Origin of the sequence: Mycolicibacter senuensis, from assembly GCF_003284925.1 — a bacterium.
Classification (GTDB): Bacteria; Actinomycetota; Actinomycetes; order Mycobacteriales; family Mycobacteriaceae; genus Mycobacterium; species Mycobacterium algericum_A.
In genome coordinates, this window is record NZ_QMEX01000022.1 from 31,289 (window position 1) to 42,488 (window position 11,200).

Below are 11,200 nucleotides of genomic sequence, written 5' to 3' on the forward strand. Positions count from 1 at the left end.
AGTATGTTGGAGCCGTGAGGACACCGGCGAGTGTGGTGGCGGGGCTGGATTTCAGCGGGTTGGGTGACCCGGCGTTCGCGGGCAGTGTGCGCGACGGGGTGGCGCGCATCGAAGAGCTGATGGACACCGAGTTGCGTGGCGGCGACGCGCTGATGACCGAGGCCGTCACCCATCTGTTCGACGCCGGCGGCAAGCGCTTCCGGCCGTTGTTCACGGTGCTGTCGGCCCAGCTGGGCCCCGAACCCGACGCCTGGCAGGTGACCGTGGCCGGCGCGGTGATCGAGCTGGTGCACCTGGCCACGCTGTATCACGACGACGTGATGGACGAGGCGCAGATCCGCCGCGGGGCGCCGAGCGCCAACGCGCGGTGGGGCAACAACATCGCGATCCTGGCCGGTGACTATCTGTTCGCGACGGCCTCCCGGCTGGTGTCGCGGCTCGGGCCGGAGGCGGTGCGCATCATCGCCGAGACCTTCGCCCAACTGGTGACCGGCCAGATGCGCGAGACCCGCGGCGCCGACGAGGGCGTGGACGCCATCGAGCACTACCTCAAGGTGGTCTACGAGAAGACGGCCTGCCTGATCTCGGCGTCCGGACGGTTCGGCGCGACGTTCTCCGGCGCCGACGGCGAACAGATCGAGCGGCTGGCCCGCCTCGGCGGCATCGTCGGCACCGCGTTCCAGATCTCCGACGACATCATCGACATCGATTCCGACCCCGACGAGTCCGGCAAGCTGCCCGGTACCGACCTGCGCGAAGGCGTGCACACCCTGCCGGTGCTCTACGCGCTGGCCGAGACCGGCCCGGACGCCGAGCGGCTGCGCACCTTGCTGGCCGAGCCGGTCACCGACGATGCGGTGCTGGCCGAGGCGCTGGGGTTGCTGCGGGCCTCGGCGGGCATGGCCAGGGCCAAGGAGACGGTGGCCGACTACGCCGCGCAGGCCCGCGCGGAGCTGGCCTCGCTGCCCGACTGTGTCGGCCGTGCGGCACTGGCCGGCCTGGTCGACTACACCGTCAACCGGCACGGCTGATCGCAATGCCGGAACCCGGGCGGTGTCCGCGGCGTTTAATGAGCAAGACCGCGGATCTCCGAGGAGGAAGTCGATGACCTGGCACCCGCATCGCAACACGGCGAAGACGTTCTTGCTGCTGCTCGTCATGTCGGGGCTGATCGTCTTGGTGGGCCGGGCGTTCGGGCCGGAGATGATGTGGCTGGCGGTGCTGTTCGCCGTGGGGATGAACGTCTACACCTATTTCAACAGCGACAAGCTCGCGTTGCGGGCGATGCACGCCCAGCCGGTCACCGAGGTCCAGGCGCCGCAGATGTACCGGATCGTGCGTGAGCTGGCCACCGCCGCCCACCAGCCGATGCCGCGGCTGTACGTCAGCGACACCAATGCCCCCAACGCGTTCGCCACCGGCCGCAACCCGCGCCACGCCGCGGTGTGTTGCACCAGCGGAATCCTGCGGCTGCTCAACGAGCGCGAGCTACGCGCGGTGCTGGGCCACGAGCTGTCGCACGTCTACAACCGCGACATCCTGATCTCGTGTGTGGCCGGTGCGCTGGCCTCGGTGATCACCGGGTTGGCCAACATGGCGATGTTCATGGGCAACCGTCGCGACGGCAACCCGCTGGCGATGCTGCTGGTCGCGCTGGTGGGGCCGCTGGCGGCGTCGATCGTGCGGTTGGCGGTGTCGCGGTCGCGCGAGTATCAGGCCGATCAGTCCGGTGCCGTGTTGACCGGTGACCCGCTGGCGCTGGCGTCGGCGCTGCGCAAGATCTCCGACGGGGTGCAGGCCGCGCCGCTGCCGCCCGAACCGCAGCTGGCCAGCCAGTCGCACCTGATGATCGCCAACCCGTTCCGGGTCGGGGAGAAGGTCGGCCAGCTGTTCTCCACCCACCCGCCGATGGCAGACCGGATTCGCCGGCTCGAGGAGATGGCCCGGGGCTAAGGCGCTTCCGCGCGCTGCGGCACCTGGTCAGCCGGTGTGGTTGCGTCGGCCGCCGAGTCCGCCGTGGTGTCGCCGGGGGCGTATACCGTGCCGCCGGTGGCGCAATGCTGACGCCGCCAGTCCTCGAGAGCCTGCTCGGCCGCGTGGTCGAGGTAGGTGGTCGAGACGTCGAGGGTGACATGCGTGCCGGCCGGGATCGCCGCCAGCACGCCCGTCAGCCGGGGCAGCGCCAGGAAGGTGCACGCGCCCGAGACACTCACCAACCACTCGTCGCCGATGTGCTCGGCGACGATCTGCACCCGGATCACCCGCCAGCCGGTCAACACCATCGCCAGGGCCAGCCCGATCAGCACCCCGTGCAGCAGGTTGAGGAACACCACGCCCAGCACCGTCACCAGGTACACCGCGAGATCGCCGCTGCGCCAAGCGGCTTCGATGTGAACCGTTTTGATCAGCTGGAACCCGACGGTGATCAGCAGGCCGGCCAGTGCCGCACTGGGAATCTGCTGAACCAGCCCCGCGAACGGCAGGGCGAACAACAGGATCCACACGCCGTGCAGGACCGCCGACGCTCGCGACTTCGCGCCCGAATTGACGTTGGTGGCGCTGCGGACGATCACCCCGGTGATCGGCAGGCCGCCCAGCATGCCGGAGGTGACGTTGGCGGCGCCCTGACCGATCAGTTCGCGGTTGAAGTCGGTGCGCGCCCCGGTGTGCATCCGGTCCACCGACACCGCCGAGAGCAGGCTCTCCACGCTGGCGATCAACGCCACGATGACCACGCCGATGAAGGCGCCAGTCCAGTTGCCGTGCGGCAGCCCGGGCAGTTGCACGGCGTCCAGCAGTGACCCGTCCAGGCTGATGCGACGCACGTCGAGGGAGAACACCACGGTCAGCACCGTCGCCCCGACGATCGCGACCAGCGGCCCGGGGATTCGGCCCAGCGCGCCGGGCACCGACCGCCAGGCGAGCATGGTGATGATGACCAGGATGCCCAGCACCGGCTCGGTGCCGTGTGCCTCGATCAGCCCGTCGGGCAGGCCGGCCAGGTTCTCCCACGCCGAACTCGCCGACTGACCGCCCAGCAGCACGTGAAGTTGTTGCAGGGTGATCGTGATGCCGATGCCGGCCAGCATGGCGTGCACCACCACCGGTGAGATCGCCAGCGCGGCCCGCGCCACCCGGCTCAGCCCCAGCACCATCTGCAGCACACCCGCGCCGACGGTGATCGCGCACGTCACCTTCCAGCCGAAGCGGCTCACCAGATCGGCGACGACGACGGTCAACCCGGCCGCCGGCCCGCTCACCTGCAGTGGTGACCCGCCCAGCGCGCCAACGACGATGCCGCCGACGATGGCGGCGATCAGTCCGGCGAGCACCGGGGCGCCGGAGGCGATGGCGATGCCCAGCGACAGCGGCAGCGCGACCAGGAACACCACCAGGGATGCCGGCAGGTCGTAGCGCAGGATCGTGCGTGGTCGGTCTGATCGTCGGTCGACGTCGGTGCCGGCTTTACGCGCGGTCAGCATCGTGGTTGGTTCCCCTGCCCTCATCAGTGTTGCCGAGATGCGGGAAAACTATTGATCTTGTATTTCCGGACCAGGAATATGACGTGTCGGGAAAGTAAACATCGGTTACACACTCAACGTGAATCCCACAGCGATCACACAGTCAGAACCCGGTTCCCTCCACCTCGTGGCCGGGGGTTTCGGCGATCAGCCCGCGGTAGGCCTGCTCGACGGTGGAGCCGTGGTTGATCACGCCGTCGACCTCGCGCGCGATCGGCATGTTCAGCCCGTACTGCGAGGCGAACTTCATGATCACGCTGGCTGCGCGTACCCCCTCGGCGACCTGGTTCATCGACGCGATGATCTCGTCGATCGGTTTGCCCGCGCCCAGCTGTTCGCCGACGAAGCGGTTGCGGCTGCGCTGGCTGGTGCAGGTGACGATCAGATCGCCCATGCCGGCCAGACCGGAGAACGTGTCGCGGGCCCCGCCCATCGCCTCGCCGAGCTTGGACATCTCCCGCACCGAACGTGCCATCACCATGGCCCGGGTGTTCTCGCCGATCCCCAGCGAGTAGCCCATCCCGACCGCGATGGCATAGACGTTCTTGAGCGCTCCGGCCATCTCGACACCGGTCACGTCATCGCTGGTGTAGACCCGGAACCGTTTGGTGCGGAACAGCAACGCCAGCTCCGCGGCCAGGTACGGGTCGGGCATGGCCAGTACCGCCGCGGCGGCGTAGCCCTCGGCGACCTCGCGGGCGATGTTCGGCCCGGCCAGGATGCCGGCGGGATGCCCGGGCAGCACCTCGGCGACGATCTGCGACATCCGCATGTTGGTGCCCTGCTCCAGGCCCTTGACCAGCGACACCACCGGCACCCAGGGCCGCAGCTCGCTGGCGAGCTCGGTGAGCACGCCCCGGAAGCCGTGCGAGGGCACCGCCATCACGATGACGTCGGCGCTGTGGGCGGCTTCGGCGAAATCGGTAGTGGCGCGCAAGGTCTCGCTGAGCACCACCTCGTTGCCCAGGTAGCGGCTGTTGCGCCGGTTGGTGTTGATGTCGTCGGCGGTCGATTCGGATCGCACCCATTGCAGTGTCGGGGCGCGCCGCGAGCAGATGGAGGCCACCGTGGTGCCGAACGATCCGCCGCCGAGCACGACGACCTTGGGGGTGCGGGTAGCTGCTGCCATGCGGCGAAGTTACCCCGGCTCACCCCGCCAGTGGTTCGCTTTCGCCGGCCCGACCGAACACCATCGACTCGTCGATCCGGTCGAAGCGGTAGTCCACGGCGTCGGCGAAGTAGTTCTGCCGGACGTTCCACGGCCGTTTGGTGCCGGATTTGGGCAGCGCGTGCAGGGAGCGCAGCACGTAGCCGGCCTGAATGTCCCAGGCGGGCTTCTCGGTGAGCGGTTCATCGCCCAGATGCGGGTAGGCGTGGGTGTAGCCGCGGGAGTTCATGTAGTCGATCAGCTTGGCGGTGGCCCGCGCGGTCATGTCGGCGCGCAGCGTCCAGGAGGCGTTGGTGTAGCCGACGCACCAGAACAGGTTCGGCACGTCGTCGAGCATGTGCGCCTTGTAGACGAACCGGTCGGCCGGCTTGATCTCGGTGCCGTCCAGGCTGATCCGGACACCGCCCAGTGCCTGCAGCTGCAGGCCGGTGGCGGTGATGATGACGTCGGCGTCGAGGTGCTGGCCGGATTGCAGCGCGATACCGGAGGTGTCGAAGTGATCGATCCGGTCGGTGACCATCTCCAGTCGCCCAGCGCTGATCTCGCCGTAGAGATCGGCGTCCAGGATCAGGCAGAGCCGCTGATCCCACGGCTGGTACGGCGGCTTGAAGTGGACGTCGACGGGGTACCCGGGCGGCAGGTTTTTGACTGCCTGGCGGCGCAGCATCCATTTCAGGATCGGCGGCGTCTTGCGGGCCAGGAACCAGACCCAGCCCTCGAACAGTGCCATGGTCATCCGGATGATCGGGTGGGCCACCTTGCGGGGCAACAGCTTTGCCACCACGTCGACGAACTTGCTGTACTTCGACGCCGAGATCAGATACGTCGGCGTGCGCTGCAGCAAGGTGACCTTCCCGGCCCGCTGTGTCAGTGCCGGCACCAGTGACATCGCGGTGGCGCCGCTGCCGATCACCACCACCTTCTTGCCGGTGTAGTCCAGGTCCTCGGGCCAGTGCTGCGGGTGCACCACTGTGCCGGTGAAGGTCTCGACACCCGGGAACTCCGGCGTGTAGCCATCGTCGTAGTTGTAGTAGCCGGACCCGAAGAACACGAATCGGCTGCGGTAGCGCCGGGTGGTGCCCCCCTCGTCGACGGTGACCGTCCAGGTGTCGCTCGACGAATCCCAGTCCGCGGCGGTCACGTGGCTGTTGAACCGGATGTGGGAGTCGATGCCGTGCTTGCGTGCGGCGTCGGTCAGGTATTCGCGGATCTCGTGGCCCTCGGCCACCCGTTCCCGGCCGGTCCACGGCTCGTAGGGCAGACACAGCGTGAAGATGCTGCTGTCCGAGCGCACCCCGGGATAGCGGAACAGGTCCCAGGTGCCGCCGATGCGTTGACGGCGCTCCAGGATGACGTAGCTGGTGCCGGGATTTCGCTCGGTGATGCGGTAGGCCGCGCCGATACCCGAGATCCCGGCTCCGACGATGACGACGTCGACGACATCCTGTGTGTTCACGGTCACCAGCCTAGGCACTTGGCGGGCCGGTGGGCAGGGTCTTTCTACCTGTAGTTGACAAACTGCAGTGCAATGTCCAAATCGGCGCCCTTGAGCAGCGAGATGACGGCCTGCAGGTCGTCGCGTTTCTTGGACGACACCCGGATCTCGTCGCCCTGGATCTGGGTCTTGACGCCCTTGGGGCCCTCGTCGCGGACCAGCTTGTTGATCTTCTTGGCCTGCTCGGCGTTGATGCCCTGCTTGAGGCCGCCACTGACCTTGTAGGTCTTGCCCGAGGGCTGCGGGTCGCCGGCGTCGAATGCCTTCATCGAGATGTCGCGCCGGATCAGCTTCTCCTTGAACACCTCGACGGCGGCCTTGACCCGCTCCTCGGTGGAGCTGACCAACTCGATGGTCTCCTCACCCTTCCAGGCGATGGTGGTGTCGGTGCCGCGGAAGTCGAACCGCGTGGCCAGCTCCTTGGCGGCCTGGTTCAACGCGTTGTCGACCTCCTGTCGGTCGACCTTGCTGACGATGTCGAACGATGAGTCCGCCACGAACCTGTCCTCTCTTTGGTGCTGTGCTGTGCTGCGCTGTGGTGCTGTGCTGCCCGTTTGTGTCCCGGGTCCATCCTCGTTGTAGTCTGCTAGGCGCGATACGGCAGGTTGCCCGAGCGGCCAATGGGAGCGGACTGTAAATCCGTCGGCGCAAGCCTACGCAGGTTCGAATCCTGCACCTGCCACCACAGGTCGGGCCTCCTTTCGAGGGGGCCTGATTGGTTTGGGCAGGTGCGCGGCCGGTTGGCCCGGATGCGATCTTTTCGCTCGGCGACCGGCTCAGGCGTTCTCGTGGAACATCGTGTTCTGCAGCCGGCGCACGGTGTCGGGGGCCACCGTGTGTGCTGCGAGGTACATCGAGCCCAGCGGATTGTTGACCGCCCGCGGCCGGCGCCTGATCGCGTCGACCAACATATCGGCCGCCTGATCGACGGTCAGCGATGCGAAGCCGCTCCAGTCGGTGGGAGCGATCATCTCGGTGTCGACCAGCGGGAGGTGCACGTTGGTGAACTTGACGCCGTCGCGCAGGCTCTCGATCGCGGCGACGCCGAAGAAGGCGTCCAGCGCGGCCTTCGATCCGATGTACGCCGAGAACGTCGGGAGGTTCGACAGCACCCCGATCGAGGAACTGTGCACGATGTGACCGCTTCGGCGCCTACGCATTTCGGGGAGAAGCCGCAGTGTCAGGCCCACACCGGCCAGGTAGTTCAGCCGCATGGTGCGCTCATAGTCGTGGAGTCGGTGTTCGGACTCCGCGACGGAGCGCATGATGGATCGTCCGGCATTACTGACGAAAACATCTGGTGCGCCGAATCGTTCGAGCACCGTTTCGGCGACCTCGTTGATGCCGTCCTCGCTGGACAGATCCCCGACTACCGCGTGTGCAGTTCCGCCGGCGGCCTCGATCGCCTGCACCAGGCGGTCGAGCTCATCGGCTCGGCGGGCCGTGACGACGGCCGTGGCCCCCGCCGCCGCAACCCGCTCGGCCAGCCGCCTACCGATGCCGCTGGAGGCGCCGGTGATGAGAACGACGCGTCCGGCGACACGGCTGGACAGCGAGCGGGTCCCCCAGCGTGGAACGGGCACCGGATTCGTCAGGATGTTGATCGAATGGCGCATCGCGCTGCGCAGCGGTGTCATATCGTGCGAATCCTTTGGTCAGGACGCTGGATGCCGCCGGATCGGCGGCTTCTCCCCGTAACCGCAGAGATGGCCAATTCACCTGAGCGGCTCGGCATCACAGCTGTGCTCGAGAACAGCTACCTCAAGTTATCAGACCTGGTTGACCGTGTTCGGGCGGAACCATGTGGATTCGCAGGGGGCTGGCCCCCTACAGGTCCCCGGAGAAATCCGCGCTGAACCAGCGGTCGGGCCGGATGGTGAACAGCACGCTGGAAGCGCCGTCCATGTTCGCAGCGAAGGCGCGCCCGCCTTCCTCGCCGAGATAGCGGACTGCGATCGCCTCCCGGGGTTCGCGCGGCGCCGGTGTGGTGGCATCGACGACGGTGCCTTCGACGATCACGTACTGGTAGGGCAGGTCTTCGCGCTGCACCACCAGGGTCACCGCGCCGGCCCGCTCGATGAGCCGAGCTTTGCGGTTGCCGGCGCCGGTGTTGACCAGAATGTCGCCGCCGGGGCGGTAGTCGTACCAGATCGGGACACTCGCCGGCGGTCGGCCGTTGTCGGCGGCGACCGACAGCACCGCGACGTGCTTGTCGGCGAGGAATTGCTGACGTTCGGTTTCGGTGAAGGGTTTGGGCATGTCGGCTCGAACGACGGCGGACGGCGAGCTATTCCGGCGGCCGGATCACCAGTCGCCGGGCAGCGGTTTGGTCCGCGCCCACGGGGTGCAGCCGTAGCTGACGAACATGCCGTGCTCGGCGCGCGGGTCGATCTCGACCGTCGGTGTGCCCAGCGTGATCAGCCGCGAGCCCGTGTTGACGACCCGGCCGTACCGGTCGAAGACGGTGAAGGTGCACGACCCGGTCGGGCCCACCCCGGCGCCGTAGGTGCCGTAGGGCATGTAGTCGGGGATGGTGTAGGTGCCCGGCGGGAACACCGGTCCGGTGCTGTCCGGCGATCCGGCGATCTGGGCGGCGGCGGCCACGCAGTCGGCACGCGGGTAGCGGGCCAGGCAGTTGCTCCAGCCGATCTGGCCGACGATCGCCGAATCGACCCGGGTGCCGCCGGGATCGGCTTGCCAGGAGTCGCGCAGTGGGGCCGCGCGCGTCACGGTTGCGGTCGGGCTGCTCGGTGGTGGTGTTGTGGTGGTCGGCGGCTGGATGACCTGCGGGGGCGGCGGTGCCGTCACGGTCGTCGTCGATGTGGTGGTCGTGGCCGGGGCAGCGGCCGGCACCGACGGTTCCGGTTGCGAGGTGTTGCCGAGTAGGTACAGCGCCAAAAACGCCGCGGCGGACAGCCCCCACCCCTTGGTAATCCGGCGCCGGCGCTTCGGTGGTGACAACGGCGCGGGTGCGGCCGTGTGCAGCGCAGCGGCGAACTCGGCGCAGCTGGCGTACCGGTCGGCCGGATTCTCGGCCAGCGCCCGGGCCAGCGCCGCCTCCAGCCGGGCCGGGTCGGGGTGCACCGGCGGCTTGCCGGTCAGCAGGTGATAGGCGGTGGCGGCCAGCGCGTACTGATCGGCCCGGTGGTCGATCGCCTCACCGCGCAGCTGTTCGGGAGCGGCGTAGCGCAGCGTGCCGACCGCCATGTTGGTGGCGGTCAGGCCGCTGACCTCGTCGACCCGCAGTCCGATCCCGAAGTCTGCCAAGATGATTCGGTCGCCGGACTCGCCCGGCTTGGTCAGCAGGATATTCGCCGGCTTGACGTCGCGGTGCAGCAGACCGCGCTGATGGGCGTAATCGAGCGCCTGCGCGACGGCCGTGACGATCTCGACCACCTGCTCGCGCGGCAGCCCGCCCGGGTGGTGTTGCAGCAGCGCGTCGGCGTCGGGTCCGTCAACATAGTCCATCGCGATCCAGAGCTGGCCGGCGTGCTCGCCGCGGTCGTGCACGCCGACGATGTGCGGATGCCACAGCGACGCCGCCAGGTCGGCCTCCCGGTTGAACCGCTCCCGGAAATTCGGGTCGGCCGAGACCTGGCCGGGCAGCACCTTCAGCGCGTCGCGGCGCGGCAACCGCGGGTGCTCGGCCAGGTAGACCTCACCCATGCCGCCCGACCCGAGCTGCCGCACGATGCGGTAGCCGGCGAACGTCGAGCCTGCGGTGAGCATGGCGCGACCGTATCGCCGGGCACCGACACCGAGCGCCGGCCCGAACCGCCCGCCCAGGAATAAAAGGAAAATTAGGGTCTAAAGTCCCCTGGCGAATGTAGGGCTGGTAAGGCTAACCTTCCTCGCATGACTCTTCCGATGCCCGACCGCAAGACCGCTGACCTGCCCGGCCACTGGCTCTTCGCCCGGCTCGGCAAACGGGTGCTGCGGCCCGGCGGGCTCGAGCTGACCCACCGGATGCTCACCGACGCGAACCTGGCCGGTGCCGACGTCGTCGAACTCGCCCCCGGCATGGGCCGCACCGCACGGGACATCCTGGCGCACTCGCCCGGCAGCTACACCGGAGTCGAGGCCGACGACCACGCCGCCGGTGTGGTCCGCTCGGTGGTCGGCGACAAGGGCCGGGTCGTGACCGGTGAGGCGTCGCAGACCGGGCTGGCCGCCGGCAGTGCCGACGTGGTGATCGGCGAGGCGATGCTGACCATGCAGACCAACACGCACAAGTTCGAGATCATGCGCGAGGCCTTCCGGGTGCTGCGGCCGGGCGGCCGCTATGCCATCCACGAGATGATGCTGCAGCCCACCGACGTGCCCGAAACCGTCAAGGACGAGGTGCGCACCGCGCTGGCGCGCTCCATCAAGGTCAACGCCCGCCCGCTGACCGCTACGGAGTGGTCCGAGCTGCTCACCGAGGCCGGTTTCGAGGTGGAGAAGATCTCTTATGCGCCGATGGCGCTGCTGGAGCCGCACCGGCTGATCGCCGACGAGGGCCTGTTCGGGGCGCTGCGGTTCGTGTTCAACGTGATCCGTGACTCCGACGCGCGGGCCCGGGTGCTCAACATGCGCGCGACGTTCCGCCGCCACCGCAAGAACATGGCCGCCATCGAGGTCATCGCCGCCAAACCGGCGGCGTGACGCACTTGTCATGATGGACGGGTGACAACCCGCGACCGCGACGAGTCGGGCCGGCCTCGCAACGCCCGCCCGCGCGACCGGCTGGGACGGCCGCTGCCACGCGGCAGCAAGGGCGGCGTCGAGGGTGTGCCCGACGATCTCGACCTGCCGCCGGCGCAGACCTTGGCCTACGCGCAGCTGTTGCTCGACGACGGGCTGGCGTTCAACGCCCACGAAGTGCTCGAAGCCGCCTGGAAACACCGGCCCGACGACGAACGCGATCTGTGGCAGGGCTTGGCGCAGCTGGCCGTTGGTGTCACCCATGTGCAGCGCGGCAACGTCATCGGCGCGGTGAGCCTGCTGCGCCGCGGCGCCGACCGGCTGGCGACGGTG

General features: G+C 68.4%; 11 protein-coding genes and 1 tRNA gene. 5 read left to right on the top strand and 7 right to left on the bottom strand.

The features are described 5' to 3' along the window. Positions 1-14: 14 nt before the first annotated feature. Both grcC1 and htpX read left to right on the top strand, forming a co-directional pair. On the top strand, positions 15-1,031 hold the full coding sequence (gene grcC1 / locus DQP56_RS08620; protein ID WP_165824948.1) for a nonaprenyl/(2E,6E)-farnesyl/geranylgeranyl diphosphat synthase: 1,017 nt from the start codon (positions 15-17) through the stop codon (positions 1,029-1,031). 73 nt (positions 1,032-1,104) lie between these two features. Beyond that, entirely contained in the window at positions 1,105-1,953 is an 849-nt protein-coding gene (gene htpX / locus DQP56_RS08625) for a zinc metalloprotease HtpX (protein WP_112684540.1), read from the top strand. Here htpX and DQP56_RS08630 read toward each other — a convergent pair. From DQP56_RS08630 to DQP56_RS08645, 4 genes are all read right to left on the bottom strand, one after another. Next, positions 1,950-3,482 carry a SulP family inorganic anion transporter gene (locus tag DQP56_RS08630; protein ID WP_112684541.1) on the bottom strand — a complete coding sequence of 511 codons (1,533 nt, stop codon included), beginning with the start codon at positions 3,480-3,482 and terminating at the stop codon, positions 1,950-1,952. The two genes, htpX and DQP56_RS08630, sit on opposite strands and share 4 nt — an antisense overlap. A gap of 142 nt (positions 3,483-3,624) precedes the next feature. Continuing rightward, on the bottom strand, positions 3,625-4,650 hold the full coding sequence (locus DQP56_RS08635; RefSeq protein ID WP_112684542.1) for an NAD(P)H-dependent glycerol-3-phosphate dehydrogenase: 1,026 nt from the start codon (positions 4,648-4,650) through the stop codon (positions 3,625-3,627). A 19-nt stretch (positions 4,651-4,669) separates the two neighbouring features. After that, entirely contained in the window at positions 4,670-6,145 is a 1,476-nt protein-coding gene (locus DQP56_RS08640) for a flavin-containing monooxygenase (RefSeq protein ID WP_112684549.1), read from the bottom strand. 44 nt (positions 6,146-6,189) lie between these two features. Continuing rightward, a complete protein-coding gene (locus DQP56_RS08645) occupies positions 6,190-6,681 on the bottom strand; it encodes a YajQ family cyclic di-GMP-binding protein (RefSeq protein ID WP_112684543.1) in 492 nt (163 codons plus the stop codon). 102 nt (positions 6,682-6,783) lie between these two features. On the opposite strand from DQP56_RS08645, the gene DQP56_RS08650 reads away from it, so the two are divergent. Next, a tRNA-Tyr gene (locus tag DQP56_RS08650) sits at positions 6,784-6,869 on the top strand. A 91-nt stretch (positions 6,870-6,960) separates the two neighbouring features. Here DQP56_RS08650 and DQP56_RS08655 read toward each other — a convergent pair. From DQP56_RS08655 to DQP56_RS08665, 3 genes are all read right to left on the bottom strand, one after another. Then, positions 6,961-7,821 carry an SDR family NAD(P)-dependent oxidoreductase gene (locus DQP56_RS08655; RefSeq protein WP_112684544.1) on the bottom strand — a complete coding sequence of 287 codons (861 nt, stop codon included), beginning with the start codon at positions 7,819-7,821 and terminating at the stop codon, positions 6,961-6,963. A 190-nt stretch (positions 7,822-8,011) separates the two neighbouring features. Then, on the bottom strand, positions 8,012-8,443 hold the full coding sequence (locus DQP56_RS08660) for a pyridoxamine 5'-phosphate oxidase family protein (protein ID WP_112684545.1): 432 nt from the start codon (positions 8,441-8,443) through the stop codon (positions 8,012-8,014). Between the two features lie 45 nt (positions 8,444-8,488). Continuing rightward, the gene (locus DQP56_RS08665) at positions 8,489-9,913 is read right to left on the bottom strand and encodes a serine/threonine-protein kinase (RefSeq protein ID WP_112684546.1); all 1,425 of its coding nucleotides are present in this window, start codon (positions 9,911-9,913) and stop codon (positions 8,489-8,491) included. A 126-nt stretch (positions 9,914-10,039) separates the two neighbouring features. On the opposite strand from DQP56_RS08665, the gene DQP56_RS08670 reads away from it, so the two are divergent. Continuing rightward, entirely contained in the window at positions 10,040-10,828 is a 789-nt protein-coding gene (locus DQP56_RS08670) for a class I SAM-dependent methyltransferase (RefSeq protein ID WP_112684547.1), read from the top strand. A 21-nt stretch (positions 10,829-10,849) separates the two neighbouring features. Continuing rightward, on the top strand, positions 10,850-11,200 hold a 351-nt coding region (locus DQP56_RS08675; RefSeq protein WP_133258901.1), incomplete at its 3' end, for a DUF309 domain-containing protein.

What these genes read in the sequence shown, in the direction of transcription:
- DQP56_RS08635 (WP_112684542.1), bottom strand. Translation starts at nt 4,650, where the DNA reads ATGGCAGCAGCTACCCGCACCCCCAAGGTCGTCGTGCTCGGCGGCGGA.
- htpX (WP_112684540.1), top strand. Translation starts at nt 1,105, where the DNA reads ATGACCTGGCACCCGCATCGCAACACGGCGAAGACGTTCTTGCTGCTG.
- DQP56_RS08655 (WP_112684544.1), bottom strand. Translation starts at nt 7,821, where the DNA reads ATGACACCGCTGCGCAGCGCGATGCGCCATTCGATCAACATCCTGACG.
- DQP56_RS08670 (WP_112684547.1), top strand. Translation starts at nt 10,040, where the DNA reads ATGACTCTTCCGATGCCCGACCGCAAGACCGCTGACCTGCCCGGCCAC.
- DQP56_RS08630 (WP_112684541.1), bottom strand. Translation starts at nt 3,482, where the DNA reads ATGCTGACCGCGCGTAAAGCCGGCACCGACGTCGACCGACGATCAGAC.
- DQP56_RS08665 (WP_112684546.1), bottom strand. Translation starts at nt 9,913, where the DNA reads ATGCTCACCGCAGGCTCGACGTTCGCCGGCTACCGCATCGTGCGGCAG.
- DQP56_RS08660 (WP_112684545.1), bottom strand. Translation starts at nt 8,443, where the DNA reads ATGCCCAAACCCTTCACCGAAACCGAACGTCAGCAATTCCTCGCCGAC.